The organism is Rhizobium sp. PAMB 3182 (assembly GCF_052908355.1).
On the sequence record NZ_CM128607.1, the window covers coordinates 2,687,311 to 2,701,671 of the forward strand.

The window sequence follows — 14,361 nt, forward strand, 5'->3', positions numbered from 1 at the left end:
TTCGGCGGGAGAGATTCAGCAATCGAGTTTTATCGGATATGTCACTTACCAAGTCCGAGCATTCTGCCGCGGAGCAGGGATTAGGCTACACCTTCCAGTCTAGGTTCGCACTGCTGAAGGCTCTTGATCTTCCGGAAGAAGATGCGCTCTTCATCGAGCGCAACGACGACGTCGAGTTCGTCAGCACGAACGGGTCACTATCGCTTGCCTCGCTCAAGCACAAGGTGATCGGCGACAAGCTGACAGATTTATCCATCGACTTCTGGAAGTCAGTGCGCATTTGGCTGAAACATTACGATGCATCTGGTCGTACTACGTCCCGATCGCGTTTTCTCCTATTTCACACCGGAGCGGTGGCGTCTGGATCGTTTCTGACCCTGTTCGAGGAAGACAACTCGGACGACGATGCCCGAACCGAGGCGGCCGCCAAAGCGATTTCAACGACCGCAAATAAAGATCTGGTTGCGCTCAAAAGTGCACTCGATAGCTTGTCTTCTAACGAGGCGTGCGATTTCTACGGCCGCATTACGATCTTCGCCTCGGCGCCGCGCATCACTGATGTTCCGGCCCTAATCGACAAGCGGCTCCGCACAGTCAGGCGGGAAGTTCGGACACCGCTGTTCGAGCGGCTGGAAGGCTGGTGGACGAACTGCGTCATTGAGCTCCTCAGCGGAAGACGCTCCGGGCCCATCGGAGTGCAAGAAGTTTCCGACAAGCTCGCCGCGTTCGCCGAGGAATACAGGACCGACAATCTGCCGATAACTTATAGGAACGCTCGGCCTTCTGGTCAGATAGACGCGCTCCAGGATCCGAGAACTTTCGTTCGGCAGCTTCTAACCTTGGAGGTGTCCGAAAGAAGGATCCAGTTTGCGATTATCGACTACTACCGAGCATTTGAGCAGCGATCGAACTGGGCCCGCGAGAACTTGCTCATTTCGGGGGAAATCGAGGAGTACGAGGAGCGGCTCGTGGAGGAATGGGCACGGTATAAGGAGATCTGTTTCGAAAACCTGTCGGATGAGAGTGCTGAAGCCGCCCTTCAGTCTGCAGGACGAGAGCTTCTGCGTTGGGCGGAACAAGATACTGGCCATCTCCGCATCCGAGAACGTGTAACTGAGCCCTATGTCGTCCGTGGTGCCTTCCAAATACTTGCAAATGCCAGCCCGTCGCCGCGTGTGCATTGGCACCCGCGGTTCTTGGATCGTTTGGCCGAGATCCTCGGAGTGGCTGCATGAAGTCCTGGCAAGAGCGGCCGATTGAAATACGCAATCTGTTCAATCCCGCCTTTTGCGGATTGGTCTTATATCGGGCGATCGCGTCGTTTCAGGAAGTCGACAAGGCTGGCATGCCGTTTTCTCTTTCACTTCTCGTCTTGCCTCTTTGCCTGCAAAGACAGTCTCGCGAAATCATTCGCAAAGGCAATCGAAGTTACCTTCTCAAGGTTGTGGCCGAGCATCCCGAAATGCAGGTTAATTTTGCAAGACGATGCAGCGACGTTTTTCCGTTCACCCTCGAGGCGCTCGGGATGCTCATGCATATCGACGTGCTCGTCATTTCGCCGGACGGCCGGCTCCTGACCGGGCCCGGAGGCGTTCGCAAGGCAGTCAGTGGCACACCGGAGACGGTCGAGACCCAGCGTGCCGCAGCTTACCTTGGCAAAGAGTTCGCGCGAATCGGTGATCGGGCGACCATCTACACCACATTTGGTATAAGACCATGAAAATCAAATCCATTCACATCTATAGCGATGACGGCCGCCGCCGCGACGTCAGTTTCCACGACGGGCTTAATGTCATCACTGGCCGTTCTTCGACCGGGAAGTCCGCACTGTCGGAAATCATCGAGTACTGCATGGGCGGCTCCGATTTTAAGATCCCTGAGGGTGTCATTCGAGATCGAGTCACATGGTATGCGGTCATTTATCGTTTCGATGGAGAAGAGGTGCTCATCGCGAAGCCAGCACCGTCGCCCACTGCCCAATCAGCGAGCGCTGCCATGGTGCGCAGGGGCGCCTCGGTGCAGCCTCCGGCTCATTCGGAGTTAAGCGTCAACGATAACGACGATGGTGTCATCGCGCTTCTCTCGGTACTGGTTGGCATCCCCGAGAACATGACCGAGGTGCCGATCGACAACAGCCGGGAGAGCTTCGACGCCACCATCAAGCACACCTGGTATTACCTCTTTCAAAAGCAGGCTATCGTCACGAACAAGGACCAGTTGTTCTATCGGCAGAACGAACAGTTTCAGCCGCAGGCCATTAGAGACACGTTGCCAATTTTGTTAGGGGTGTCCGGTAAAGAGAAATTCACGCTGGAAACACAGCTTCGTGCTGCGCAACGCGAACTGAGGTTGAAGGCGAAAATGATCCAGCAGGCGGTTGAGGCCGCCGACGGCGCAGAAAATCGCGCGTTTGGTCTTCTGTCTGAGGCCCGCGCTGTGGGCGTGATCACGCGTGATGGGGATTTTGGCGCCCAGCAGGTGATTGATATTCTGCGTACGGCATTGAATTGGAAGCCACAGCCTGTTCCCGATGACGATGGGCAACGTATCTCGCGAATCGAGCGGGAACTTATCGATCTCCGAGACAGGCGTCGAGAGGTTCAGCGTCGGATTGAGAGCGCCCAGCAGTTTGCCCGAAGAGCGGATGGCTTTCAGAATGAGGCACACGAACAGAAGGATCGTTTGGCTTCGATTAAGGCACTTCCATTCAATTCGGCGACAGGAGATTGGCAGTGGCCGTTCGCCCCGGAAAATCTTGGAATGAAGACTCCGATTGCCCAAGCCCTGTTATCCGAGTTGGAATCCTTGGACCGCGAACTAAGCGCGGTGACTGGCGAGCGTCCGGCACTGGACTCCTATTTGGCTGAACAGCAGGAAGAAGTGGCGAGGTTCGCAGAGCAAATTCGAACGAAAGAGCTGGAGCTCGCGTCCGCCATATCCGCTAGCGAATTCCTTGCGGAAATGGGTAACCGGAACAATGCCGCTTCACGCGTTGTAGGACGCATCAGCCTGTTTCTCGAGAACTTTGTACCGGATTCCGAGCTTGCCCGATTGAAGAATGAAGAAGGACGCTTGAAGTCCAGGGTGGCAGAATTGGAGCGTCGGCTCGGTGCAGACGATTCTGAAGCTCGCCTGATGTCGACCATGAGCAATATAGCCAGTTACATGGGCGGATACATCAAAGCACTTGGGGGTGAATTCGGCCAGTTTCCCGCGCGCTTGGATCTGCACAATCTTACTGTTGTCATCGATCGCCCCGCTCGGCCGATTTACATGAACAAGACCGGGGGTGGAGAAAATCATCTCGCGTATCACCTGGCTGCCCTTCTCTCCCTTCACAGGTTTGCCGCAGCTTATGAGCAGCCCATCCCGCGCTTTCTGCTCATTGATCAGCCGACGCAGGTCTATTTCCCTTCCGAGAGGGCCTACGCTGAAGCGGGTGGATCAATCGAAAAGACGGAAAAGGACGCCGATCTTGAGGCGGTCCGGCGCCTGTTCCAGATGCTTGTGCGATTTGCCAGGGAAGATGCGCCAGGTTTCCAACTCATCGTCATTGAGCATGCAAATCTTCGGGACGATTGGTTTCAGGCAGCGTTGGTTGAAGACCCATGGACGAAGCCGCCGGCACTTGTACCTGACGATTGGCCTGACATTCCGATAGATTGATCTCCGGGCTACCGGCGAAGGACCCAATGCATACTGGGCGTGGCTTACCTTACTAGAACTACCGTTGAAAATGCACCTAACGCGGCTCCGGAGAGAAATCGCGGCCTCGCACTTTACAGTCAGAAGATCCAAATGCCTGATTACGATTTCCACCAGCTTTCGCCCTACGACCTTGAGATTCTTGCCCGTGACCTCCTGCAAGCACATTGGGGGGTGACTATCGAGAGTTTCAAGACTGGCAGGGACGGCGGCATTGACCTGCGATACGCCAATGGTTCCGGCAAGATCATCGTTCAGGTGAAGCATCTTCTCAAGACCGGCCTCGCTGGGCTAATGCGGGAACTTACAAAAGAAGCTGCTAAGGTGAGGCGGCTTAAGCCTAGCCGCTATGTCCTCGTCACGTCCGTGCCGCTATCGGCGATCAACAAGGACGCGGTGGTCAAGCTCATCGGCGCTGACGTCCTGAAGCCAAGCGACGTCATTGGCCAGGAAGACCTTAACAACCTCCTCGGCCAACACGCCATGATCGAGGGCAATCACTACAAGCTCTGGCTCGCCAGCCGAGCCGTTCTGGACCGAGTTTTGCACAATGCGTCCGTGACCCGAAGCGAGTTCAAGGTTCGTCAGGTTCACAATGAGGCTCGCCGCTACGTGCAAAGCGGCGCCTATACGCAAGCTCTCAAAATGCTCAACGAGCATCGCGTTGTAGTCATCGCCGGGCCGCCGGGCGTCGGCAAATCGACGCTCGCGAACCTGCTGCTCTATGAGCATCTCGAACGCGGCTTTCAGGCGGTCCTCATCCAGCGCGACATCGAGGAAGGCATGAGCCTTTTTCAGCCCGGCATGCCGCAGGTCTTTTATTTTGACGATTTCATCGGTGCGACGTTCCTCGGCGACCGGTCGACAGCCCTTGCCGGTGCCAGTGATAAGGCGTTGCTCGAGTTCATCGCCATGGTGCGCTCGACACCGAGTGCTAGGCTGATCCTGACGACACGTGAGCACATCTACTCGCAGGCGATGGATCGCTCGGAACGGCTCCGCTACTCCGATCTGGACGATATGCGCGTCTTTCTGCGAATGCCCAGCTACTCTTTCGCGCAGAAGGCCCGCATTCTTTACAATCATCTCTACTTCAGCGACCTGCCGGTCGAGTATCAGGACCAGTTGCTGCGTGATGACTATTACCTGCGGATCATCAAGCACGAGAAGTTCAATCCGCGGCTAATCGAATGGCTTTCCAGCTATCGCCGGCTCCGCAACGTGCCGGTCGCGCAGTACCGTGCGTTTGTCGACAATCTTCTTCGCGATCCTTCGGAAATCTGGAGGCATGCCTACGAGCAGGAAATCACCGACGCCGGACGGTCCATGTTGCTGGCAATCTTCTCGATGGGTGGGAAGGCCGCCGGCGTCGTGCTGAAACCAGCGTTCCGCGCGCTGCATGAATACCGCGCCAAACGATATGGCTTCTCACGCCGTCCCGAAGATTTCCACTCGGCTCTGCGCGAGATCGCAGGCACGTTCATCAAACCTTACAGCTCTCACGGCGTCGAGGTCATCGACCCTTCGGTTCTCGATCTTCTGAACGCGGTGGTTCGCGAAGCTCCTGACAATGCCAGCGACTTGGTGACCAGCGCGGCCGATTTCGATCAGATCGATCGGGTTTGGTCGTTCGCAAAAACACCGCAGAACGGCTCCGTCCTCGGCGCCCTGCGCGATCGTTCAGACCAATTCGCGGCTTCGATGGCCGTTCAGATGATCAAAGATCGTCGGGTCGATCTTGGCAAAGGCGCGGTCGGCCATAAAGGATTGACGTTCGAGCGCCGCCTCGCAGTCATAATCGATGTCGCAGACGGGCTCGGAACACCGGAGATCGCCGCACTCATTGCGCCGCTCTTTGCACGCTTGCAGCAGGAATGGGAAAGCGAGCGGCCCAATATTAATGATTCGGTTAAGCTTCTGCGTGCTCTCGAAAGGACGCCATCAATCGAGCCCCCCACTCGCGACAGAATGGAGCAGAAGATTAGATCTGCCTTAATAGACGAAGTGCAGACCGGCTGCCGATCTGATGAGTTGCGAGAACTAATCGGAGTGATCGACACTTCGATCGCCGATACGGATGGCACTCTTGCGGCGGCGCGCTCAGCTTTCGAAGCTTATCGGCGATCAATGTTTCAAGATGACCTTGGCGAATGTCGGTCGCGCGAGCAATTCGACGGTTTAACCGAAGATCTTGAGCTGTTTCGCGACGAGTTGGGCGTGGACGTCGCCTTGCTCATTGAAAAGGTCGAGGAGGCAAAGGCCGAGTTCGAAGAAAATGAGGAAGCCTACGCCGATCACATGCAGGACGAGTGGAAAGAGCGCTGGCGCGAAGAGCGCGCTAGTGAACGCAACGTGTCGGATATGTTTGGGTCTCTACGAGGTGATCGAAGTTGACCATCGTGCCAGATCGTCTTCGTCGGGATAGGCAGCGTTGCCAATAACCAAGCGTAGCCATCGTCCGCTTCAACTTTTCCCCAGCAATTCACAGGTCGCTTGTATAATTAGGCTGATGATGTTCGAGATTAAGGCTGGGCTTCCAAGTGCAGCCTGGGAAGGAAAGGGGTGAGGTCGGAATGGTCAATTTTAACAACTTTCGCACGCTTGACCCCGAAATGGCTGACACGGCGCGCGAGTTGATCGGCGAGGTCAATCGTCGGCGGTCTCCCTTTCTGCCGTTCATGAATACCTGGATGGCTTTTAACGGTTGGATGGATTCGGTGACAGACGGTGGTTCCGACGCCGCGATGATCACTGCCCTAGCCGAGAATCGGCGGATGACGGATGTCTACGATGAACTCCTTGACCAGAACCGCGCGTTCCGAGAGCGCGTCCTGGCCTTCGCGGACATGTTGCCAGTACTGAACGTCCGCGATGTTCGAAAAAAGCTTGGGTTCGACGCATTTTGGCAGATGGACCGAGATGCCCTTCTCGAGGCCTGCCGGCGCGAGGACGTCAAGATGCAGCCGGCGGGTTGGACGGCCGGCAATCTTCCTACTTGGCCTCAGCTTCTTCGCACGATCTATCTGATCCGCTGCAATCTGTTCCATGGCGCCAAGTCGCCTCAAAACGGTCGCGACCGAGATCTCGTTCGCCAGGCAGGCTGGATCCTGCGCTCGTTCATCCGAGAAACTGGATGTTTCGATTGGCACGATTGAAGGTCGACGGCGCCGCTGCTATCGCTGAAGGTCTCTTTACCCCCCCCATCTGTTACCGAAGGCTGCCAGTCCGCTTCCGGCCCCAAAGCTGTCATGTCACCTGAAGGTATACCCCGCCGATACGTCACATCCAGCTGCCCGCGCCATGTAACATCTGGCTTGACATCGGCTATTTGTGACAGGGTAGCCTCGGGCCTAAACCCTGAGGTGACACATGGCTCGAATAGGTTACGCACGCGTCAGCACGATTGACCAGGATTTGGAAATCCAAACCGCCAAGCTGAAGGCGGAGGGATGCGAGATCATCCGATCGGAAAAGGTGTCGGGCGGCTCCCGCGATGGCCGCAACGAACTGGCCACAGTTATTGAGTTCCTCCGCCCTGGTGATGACTTGGTCGTTGCACGCCTTGATCGCCTCGGGCGTGATACCCGAGACGTCCTCAACATCATCCATGATTGCGAGCAAAGAGGCGCTTTCGTCACCGTTCTCGACCCCCACGTCACCACTCGCGGCGAGATGGGGCAGATGGTGTTGACGGTCCTTGGCATGGTCGCACAGATGGAACGGCGGTTCATCAAGGAGCGGCAGCGTGAAGGCATAGCGAAGGCCAAGGCAGAGGGTGTCTACAAAGGCGGTAAGCGGCGGATCGACCGAGAGGAAGTTTCCTGCCTGCATGCCAATGGGCTGGGGCCATCGGCGATCGCTGCGGCACTCGGGTGTTCACGCATGCAAGTCCATCGTATTCTTGCGCAGAATTAACTTGCGGCCTACAATTGATATAAATTTCTAGATTTTATTCCAAACAATGCATGTATATCTCGGATATGCATGCAAAATAAGAATTAAATTATGATATCATCGGATTTCATTGATTTATAAAACTATATTTTGGCTAAAATATTACGATATGGAGCGCTAAAGACACTCCCAGCGGGGTCACGCGGGAGTGTCAGTTGCAAGGTTGCGGGAGTGGAATCTGAACCTTCGATCTTCAGATTACCATCCAATCATTGGTGACGCAGTCACATGGCAACAGGGGCCGGCTTTCGACTTGCGGCCCGACTTTCTGTTGCCAGAGCTCTAGCCAAGTGTCGCGTCTTTTCCTCTGCCTGCGCGACGGAACGAGTATGCCGGGCATCCTTGAATTCCTGGTATTCGATTGCGACAGTCTCGATATCGTCGGTTGCTACACCGAAATAATGCGCACAAGCCGCAATACCGGGATCCAGCGCGTTTAGATGGCTCCGGACCTCACCGGGGGCGAAGCCGAACTCCCCGCGCGCGGACAGAACCACCAGTTTCTTCCCGCTCAGGATTGGCTGGATCGGAAAATCACCGCGCGACAGATCGAATGAAAAGGTACGGCCGATCCGTGAGATGTGGTCAATCCAGACCTTCAACGTCGATGGCATGCCGTAGTTATACATAGGGGCGCCCAGTAAGATCACATCGGCGCTAATAACTTCGTCGATCAACTGGTCCGACAGGGCCAGGCGGTCGTTCATCCACGCCTCCCGCTCGGCAGGGGGGGTGAAAGCGGCATGGATGAAACGGTGGTCGATAGGTGGCACAGCATCCATGCCGACATCGCGGGTGATGACGCGACTCTGTGGGTCGCCTTTCATAAACTCGTCTGTAAACAGCGTGGTCAGCCGCCGCGTTAGGGAACGGTTTTCCAACTGAGCGCTGGCGTCAATGCGCAACAGTGTCGTCATAGTCTTCTCCTTCATGGGTCGGAAACTTTGTTGGTAAAGCGATAGGCCTCTCGATCCGACTTGGCCAAATCGAATATTTCAGGCATGTGATGAATTAGATTCATCCTGCGGACCACTGGAGGGCGCCTTGCGCAAATTACCCCCACTGCATGCACTGCGCGCCTTTGAGGCCGCCGCCCGGCATCTGCACTTTGCCCGCGCTTCCGAAGAACTTGGCCTGACACCGACCGCGATCAGCCATCAGGTGCGCCAGTTGGAAGAGATACTCGGGGCCGACCTGTTCGAACGCTATCCGCGCCCAATCAGGCTAACCGCCAAGGGTGCGGAGCTATATCCGGTGTTGCGGGATGCGCTGGATCAGATCAGCGCGGCAATCGCGCATTTTGAAGAAGATCAGCAGGAGCAGCCTCTGCGGTTGTCCGTCACGGTGGCATTCGCCAGCCGCTGGCTGATGCCGCGGCTCACGAATCTGCGCAATCAGACGGGGCTCTCTGTCGCGGTCGAGGCGGATGACCGGCTCGCCGATCTGCGTCAGCCCGGCATTGACGTCGCAATCCGCTACGCTGAGAAGCCGGCGGCTGACGAGGAATGGCAACGCCTTTTCGTCGATCGGATCATTCCCGTAGCCGCCCCCAGCTTTGCTTCTTCGCCTCTGCCACCGACAAAGGTCTTGACCTTGCCCTTGCTGCATTATCGCTGGCGCAGCGGCTCGGCAAATGCGCCAAGCTGGCCCTATTGGAGAAGACTTGCTGGCGTCGCCGGTCCAGACCCGGCTATCGCTCAGAGCTTTTCCGAAGAAATTCACGCCATCGATGCAGCGGTCGCGGCACATGGTGCAGTGCTGGCGTCAGAGGTTCTGGTCGCAGATTTGATACGCACAGGAGACCTGGTGCAACTGTCCGAAATAACCCTGCCCGCGCCGAGTTATTGGATCGTTTTCTTGCCCAGCCATCCGGCAGTTCGGCAATTGAACGTTCTACTGGACTGGTTACGCCATCAAGCGTGACGGCGGGTCTCAGAGCAGTATCATCACAGACAGCTCACGTGGCACGGAATCCTCCCCGTTGATCGGCAGCAGATCCATAGGACAGGCTGAAATCACCGCTATCAAATCCATTTCAGCACGGAACGTGACCTGATCGCCAGGGCGCGAAACCGGCGGCAGCCACGCCATGTTGCCATTCTCGCGCGCGGGCGTGTTCATCCAAAGATTCAGCGGACAAGGCACCTCGGGCAGCGATATCCCAATGGCCGAAAGCGCCATACGCAGATTGTCGGTGCAATTGTCGTGATATCCCTTATGCCCCAGCTTGCGATAACGGTGTACGTCGCAGGACGCTACGAGCGTGTCATGGACTCCGGGCGAGCTGTCTTCCAGAAGTGTCAAGATTGGCCTTCGCCGGTTCGTAACAAGCGCATCACCGGGCTCGGGGGTCAGCTTTCGTAGGTCAGGGCGCATATGTTCCATCGACAGATGCTCGCCTGGATCCTCCTCGACGAAGGCCCAAAAATCGGCAACCTGGCTGCCATGGGTGTTGATCACACGTAGCCGCTCGCCGCTACGCAACCTGATCGCACGGCCCTGCCGGGCGGGGATGTCGTAGGTAATTCCGGTTTCAATGCGCCCGTGCTCGCCCAGCACCTCCACGGCGGAAGCATTGGTGCCATCGGGGCGATGCGCGGCAAAACGACGGGAAAAATCGCTCATTCTTGAAGTCCTTCGATGGGTGGTGCAGCATAGGGGCGGGCAGGTTCGATATGGGGAACCCATGCGCCACTGGCCTGAATCCTAGCGATATGGGCCGCGATTTCCTCCAAAGGCGCAAACCACACATCGCCGCGTAATAGCACTTGTTCCAGCCATTCCTCGACCACACGCCAGCGGGCTAGCCTGCCAGTCAGGAAGGGGTGCCAAATGCCAACCCATAACCCGCCGGCTTGATACTGTGCCTCGAATTCCTCGAAGGACGATTCTAGTCCTCGCCCCGGGCTCATGACCGGCATCATGTAGCCGATCTCAGCATAATGAGCGAAGGGCGGCCAGTCGTCGCTGCCCCAATGGACAGGGACTTCGATCAACGTGCCGTCCTCGCCTGCAACCAAATAGGGCAAGTCGTCAGCCATCATAGAAGAATCGTAGGTCAGCCCGTGACGGATGGCGAGGTCGATCACTTCGGGCGTCACGTTGTAGACCGGCGCGCGATAGCCTCGGGGATTCTGGCCGGTGGCCCGGCGGTTGATATCCAGCGCGCGTTCAAACCAGTACGCCTGTTCAGCGCTGTTGTGCTCTGTTGGATCCTCATGGAGATAGCCGTGTAATCCAATCTCGTGACCGCCTTCAAGGATCGCCTCAACCGTGCGTGGATAGGTTTCCATCACCCAGCCGGGCATAAAAAAGGACTGGCGTAGCCCAAGCCTTCGATAAGTGTCGAGAATTCGCGGCACACCGCAGTTTGGGCCATAGCGTCCCATACTTATCGGATATAGCCGGCGGTGGCTGTCCTGGGGTCGCGCGATGTGGATCAGGCTGTCGGCATCGACATCGAAGGTGATGGCGCAAGCGCAACGCGCGCCTTCGGGCCAAGGGATCGGATTGCGGATCATGAGAGGGCTCCTCGTGTGCAATTTCGGGCTTCTAGGCGGCAGGCGAGTGCCAGCAAGGCTCGGTCCGATCCCGGTGGCCCAACCAGTTGTAATCCGCACCATTGGTCGGGTCCGGTATTGCCGATGGGAAGGCTCAAAGCTGGCAGGTCCAACAGACTCGCGGGCATGGTCAGGCGTAACACCTGCGAGTTTTTCGCCGCAAAGATCTGCGGATCGGAAAGAAGCGGCTCGGCTTCGGGCGCTATCACTGCAACCGTCGGTAGGGCTAGCACAGTATCACGACTCGGCCAGCCAGCCCGCAATGTGGCTGCAGCTTTGCGAATGCAGCCCCGTGCCTGCGGCTCCATTTCGGCAGCGGCCCTCAGCCGCGCCGCGATCAGCGGATCGACGTGCGCGAACTGATCAGACTCCATGAGCCGCGCATAGGTTTGCGCGGCGTCTGCGCCGCCCGGCCAACCATATTTGTCAATTAGTGAGATAGCCTTGGACAGGATCGTTGATGGCACCTCGCGAATGAAGAAGCCCACGGCAGTAGCGGAAGCAAGGGCCTCCCGAATGGCGAGTGTGATGGGACCTTCGGCCTGATCCGTGGCACCTCTATCCAGCACGATCTGCAACGTTCTTTCGGCCTTTGTCGTGTCCTCGGACATAATCGTGTCGAGGTCCAGCAGATCCCGTGCTGATCCGGTTATTAGCCCGGCCGTATCGTAGTCGGGCGCCAGCGGCAGGATGCCTCGCATCGGATAGCGTCCGCGCGTGGGGCGAAAGCCGAATAGCCCGTGAAAGGCCGCAGGTACGCGGCAGGATCCGGCCGTGTCTGTCCCCACGGCTAACCGCACGATACGGCGCGCGACCGAGGCCGCTGCCCCTGAGGAGGATCCCCCCGGAACCCTGGCATTTATCAGCGGCGTGCCAAAATGCGGGTTGTGCCCGATGCCAGAAAAAGCGAACTCTGACATGTTGGTGGTGCCTATTGTGATCAGTCCAGCGGCTACGCCACGTGCAACTAGCAGGGCATCTACTGGCTCTGGCGACAGGTTGCGCCGCGTGGCGGAGCCCGCCGTCATCACCACATCCGCAACAGCAATCATGTCTTTCCATGACACTGTCGCTCCGTCTAAAGAACCAAGACCTGCTCCAAGCTCCCTTCGCATTTCCGAAGACGCCGACTCTGCACGCGCTCGATCTTCTGTCACCGATATGAATATCTTTGGAGCAGACCGCGCAGCTGCAAGCGTCTGCTCAAGCTCGCACGGGATCATTGCAGCCGAACTCCATCCTTTTCTCGCCCCAGCACGACGCCATCTTCTGGCGCCCAGGAAGCAAAGATTGGCTGACCCAGTTGCGCAGCGAGCCGGTCCAGATCGCCGCGTTGCAGTTGGGCGACTATCTCAGTCCCCGCAGTCGACTCCAGATAAAGATTGACGACCGCGCCCGCGAACTCCTCAGACATCAGGGTACAACACACCTCGTTTTCCACCCCGCGCGGTTGAACGCTCAGCGCGATTCGATCAGCGCGCACGGACAGCTCTATCGGTGCGTCCGACATCAGTGCGGACAAGCCAGGCAGTCGGAGGATTCCGTCCGCGCTGTCAATTGTTGCTACACCCTTTGACTTAGTAGAAGGTGTGCCGCTGAAAATGCTGTTTCCCCCAATGAACTGCGCGACAAAACGGGTTTGAGGGCGCTGGAAGATATCCTGCGGTCGCCCCTGCTGTTCAATCGCGCCACCATTCATGATGACGATGCGGTCGGCCATTGAAAACGCCTCGGAATGGCTATGTGTCACATAGACGAAAGTGATGCCAAGTTCGCGTTGAAGGCGCTTCAACTCTCCCTGCATGCGGATCGACATATGTGCATCCAACGCTGAAAGCGGTTCGTCGAGGAGCAGAATCTTGGGTTCCAGCACTAGACAGCGTGCCAATGCGACACGCTGGCGCTGACCACCGGAGAGCATGGCCACATTGCGATCTGCAAAAGCCGAAATCCCCAATCGTTCCAGCCACTCACCACTACGCTTACTTCGTTCCCTTCGAGGCAGCTTGCGCATCTTTAGGCCGAATTCGACGTTGTCCTGCACAGTCATGTACGGAAACAGTGCAAGGTTTTGCCAGACTAGCGGTGTTTCACGCTGCCACGTCGGCAGGTCGCTGATCTTTCGTCCCTGAAGTTGCACCTCGCCGCGGGTAGGATCCTCCAGTCCGGCCATCATGCGTAAAGTGGTCGTCTTGCCACAGCCGGAGGGGCCCATGATCGCAACGAACTCGCCTGAGGCAATCCCGAGATTTAGATTATTTACGGCTGTGAACTGACCATAGCATTTGGATATATTGTCGAGTTGGAGCAGCGGCTTGGTCATTGTGACACCTTATTCTGATTGTTCGGATGGGCCTTGCGTAACAGCAGCGCCTGTGCAGCGAAGACGAGCGTAAGCGTAACGGTGAACGTCAGCGTGCCGATGACATGGATTGTTGGATCGACCTGCCCTTGTAGCGTGTTCAGGACGATGACAGGGACCGTCTGTTCCAGCCCACCAACGAACCAGGCGATGGCATATTCGTCCAGTGACACCGCAAAGGTGATCATCATCGCCGCAACAATCGCCGGGGCGATATGGGGTAGCACGGTCAGACACAAGGCCCGACCCGGCGTCGCGCCCAGATTTTGGGCCGCGATTTCATCCTCGGATGGCATCTGTTCCAGCCGCAATCGACAAATGGCCATCGCGAAGGGCGTTGCCATTACGACATGGCCAATAACAATCGCAGTAATGCTACCGGACAGCCCAAGGCGGGAGAAGAAGCACAGCATTGCAAGGCTAAGAACAACGACGGGCACAGTCGGCGGTAAAAGTGCAAGCGCCAAAATGCTGCGCTGCCCGAAGAAGCGAAACCTGAAATCCGCGTATGCCGCCGCGAAACCCAGTGTGCTTGCAATCAGCGCGGTGGACAGGGCTATCGTGAGGCTGTTTGTCAGCGCAGCAGCATTGCGCGGGTCTTGGAACACCTGCGCATACCAACGCATGCTAAGCCCGCTGATGTTGAGGCTGGGGAACCTGTCGATGCTGAACGAAAATACTAAGGCCGACAGGATCGGCGCGTAAAGGATGACAAAGACCAATATTAGGCCGCAAAACCAGACAGGCGTCGGAAGAACGTGTTTCATATCGCGGTCCATC

At 57.1% G+C, this 14,361-nt stretch carries 13 protein-coding genes; 7 read left to right on the forward strand and 6 right to left on the reverse strand.

What is annotated here, in order from left to right; translation table 11 throughout:
• Positions 1 to 38 precede the first annotated feature (38 nt).
• The 6 genes from ACU5AZ_RS13005 (at position 39) to ACU5AZ_RS13030 (ending at position 7,620) form a co-directional block, all read left to right on the forward strand.
• Positions 39 to 1,235 carry an ABC-three component system protein gene (locus tag ACU5AZ_RS13005; RefSeq protein ID WP_446822783.1) on the forward strand — a complete coding sequence of 399 codons (1,197 nt, stop codon included), beginning with the start codon at positions 39 to 41 and terminating at the stop codon, positions 1,233 to 1,235.
• Complete coding sequence (locus ACU5AZ_RS13010) at positions 1,232 to 1,720, forward strand: three component ABC system middle component (protein WP_446822784.1); 489 nt, start codon at positions 1,232 to 1,234, stop codon at positions 1,718 to 1,720. The genes ACU5AZ_RS13005 and ACU5AZ_RS13010 overlap by 4 nt, the downstream gene beginning before the upstream one ends.
• Positions 1,717 to 3,666 (forward strand): DUF3732 domain-containing protein, encoded by a 1,950-nt coding sequence (locus ACU5AZ_RS13015; protein ID WP_446822785.1) that lies wholly within the window; start codon positions 1,717 to 1,719, stop codon positions 3,664 to 3,666. Before ACU5AZ_RS13010 ends, ACU5AZ_RS13015 begins: the two co-directional genes overlap by 4 nt.
• A 132-nt stretch (positions 3,667 to 3,798) precedes the next feature.
• A complete protein-coding gene (locus ACU5AZ_RS13020) occupies positions 3,799 to 6,099 on the forward strand; it encodes an nSTAND3 domain-containing NTPase (RefSeq protein ID WP_446822786.1) in 2,301 nt (766 codons plus the stop codon).
• Between the two features lie 179 nt (positions 6,100 to 6,278).
• Complete coding sequence (locus ACU5AZ_RS13025) at positions 6,279 to 6,860, forward strand: hypothetical protein (protein ID WP_446822787.1); 582 nt, start codon at positions 6,279 to 6,281, stop codon at positions 6,858 to 6,860.
• A 214-nt stretch (positions 6,861 to 7,074) separates the two neighbouring features.
• Complete coding sequence (locus ACU5AZ_RS13030) at positions 7,075 to 7,620, forward strand: recombinase family protein (RefSeq protein WP_446822788.1); 546 nt, start codon at positions 7,075 to 7,077, stop codon at positions 7,618 to 7,620.
• Between the two features lie 263 nt (positions 7,621 to 7,883).
• Here the strand turns inward: ACU5AZ_RS13030 and ACU5AZ_RS13035 are convergent, their stop codons facing one another.
• Positions 7,884 to 8,576 (reverse strand): FMN-dependent NADH-azoreductase, encoded by a 693-nt coding sequence (locus ACU5AZ_RS13035; protein ID WP_446822789.1) that lies wholly within the window; start codon positions 8,574 to 8,576, stop codon positions 7,884 to 7,886.
• 127 nt (positions 8,577 to 8,703) lie between these two features.
• Between ACU5AZ_RS13035 and ACU5AZ_RS13040 the strand changes: the two genes are divergently transcribed.
• Complete coding sequence (locus ACU5AZ_RS13040) at positions 8,704 to 9,582, forward strand: LysR family transcriptional regulator (protein ID WP_446822790.1); 879 nt, start codon at positions 8,704 to 8,706, stop codon at positions 9,580 to 9,582.
• Positions 9,583 to 9,591: 9 nt separating this feature from the next.
• Here the strand turns inward: ACU5AZ_RS13040 and ACU5AZ_RS13045 are convergent, their stop codons facing one another.
• Genes ACU5AZ_RS13045 through ACU5AZ_RS13065 form a run of 5 tightly spaced genes read right to left on the reverse strand, consistent with a single transcriptional unit; the run spans position 9,592 to position 14,360 of the window.
• Complete coding sequence (locus tag ACU5AZ_RS13045) at positions 9,592 to 10,284, reverse strand: DUF1989 domain-containing protein (RefSeq protein WP_446822791.1); 693 nt, start codon at positions 10,282 to 10,284, stop codon at positions 9,592 to 9,594.
• On the reverse strand, positions 10,281 to 11,180 hold the full coding sequence (locus tag ACU5AZ_RS13050) for a polysaccharide deacetylase family protein (protein ID WP_446822792.1): 900 nt from the start codon (positions 11,178 to 11,180) through the stop codon (positions 10,281 to 10,283). Before ACU5AZ_RS13050 ends, ACU5AZ_RS13045 begins: the two co-directional genes overlap by 4 nt.
• Positions 11,177 to 12,442 (reverse strand): amidase family protein, encoded by a 1,266-nt coding sequence (locus tag ACU5AZ_RS13055; RefSeq protein ID WP_446822793.1) that lies wholly within the window; start codon positions 12,440 to 12,442, stop codon positions 11,177 to 11,179. The genes ACU5AZ_RS13050 and ACU5AZ_RS13055 overlap by 4 nt, the downstream gene beginning before the upstream one ends.
• Positions 12,439 to 13,542 carry an ABC transporter ATP-binding protein gene (locus ACU5AZ_RS13060; RefSeq protein ID WP_446822794.1) on the reverse strand — a complete coding sequence of 368 codons (1,104 nt, stop codon included), beginning with the start codon at positions 13,540 to 13,542 and terminating at the stop codon, positions 12,439 to 12,441. The genes ACU5AZ_RS13055 and ACU5AZ_RS13060 overlap by 4 nt, the downstream gene beginning before the upstream one ends.
• Positions 13,539 to 14,360, reverse strand: coding sequence for an ABC transporter permease (locus ACU5AZ_RS13065; RefSeq protein ID WP_446822795.1), 822 nt, complete (start codon positions 14,358 to 14,360; stop codon positions 13,539 to 13,541). The genes ACU5AZ_RS13060 and ACU5AZ_RS13065 overlap by 4 nt, the downstream gene beginning before the upstream one ends.
• Position 14,361: the final 1 nt, after the last annotated feature.

Coding starts and splice junctions, on each gene's coding strand:
- ACU5AZ_RS13010 (WP_446822784.1), top strand. CDS start 1,232: ATGAAGTCCTGGCAAGAGCGGCCGATTGAAATACGCAATCTGTTCAAT.
- ACU5AZ_RS13055 (WP_446822793.1), bottom strand. CDS start 12,442: ATGATCCCGTGCGAGCTTGAGCAGACGCTTGCAGCTGCGCGGTCTGCT.
- ACU5AZ_RS13035 (WP_446822789.1), bottom strand. CDS start 8,576: ATGACGACACTGTTGCGCATTGACGCCAGCGCTCAGTTGGAAAACCGT.
- ACU5AZ_RS13005 (WP_446822783.1), top strand. CDS start 39: ATGTCACTTACCAAGTCCGAGCATTCTGCCGCGGAGCAGGGATTAGGC.
- ACU5AZ_RS13025 (WP_446822787.1), top strand. CDS start 6,279: ATGGTCAATTTTAACAACTTTCGCACGCTTGACCCCGAAATGGCTGAC.
- ACU5AZ_RS13020 (WP_446822786.1), top strand. CDS start 3,799: ATGCCTGATTACGATTTCCACCAGCTTTCGCCCTACGACCTTGAGATT.
- ACU5AZ_RS13060 (WP_446822794.1), bottom strand. CDS start 13,542: ATGACCAAGCCGCTGCTCCAACTCGACAATATATCCAAATGCTATGGT.
- ACU5AZ_RS13045 (WP_446822791.1), bottom strand. CDS start 10,284: ATGAGCGATTTTTCCCGTCGTTTTGCCGCGCATCGCCCCGATGGCACC.
- ACU5AZ_RS13015 (WP_446822785.1), top strand. CDS start 1,717: ATGAAAATCAAATCCATTCACATCTATAGCGATGACGGCCGCCGCCGC.
- ACU5AZ_RS13050 (WP_446822792.1), bottom strand. CDS start 11,180: ATGATCCGCAATCCGATCCCTTGGCCCGAAGGCGCGCGTTGCGCTTGC.
- ACU5AZ_RS13030 (WP_446822788.1), top strand. CDS start 7,075: ATGGCTCGAATAGGTTACGCACGCGTCAGCACGATTGACCAGGATTTG.
- ACU5AZ_RS13065 (WP_446822795.1), bottom strand. CDS start 14,360: ATGGACCGCGATATGAAACACGTTCTTCCGACGCCTGTCTGGTTTTGC.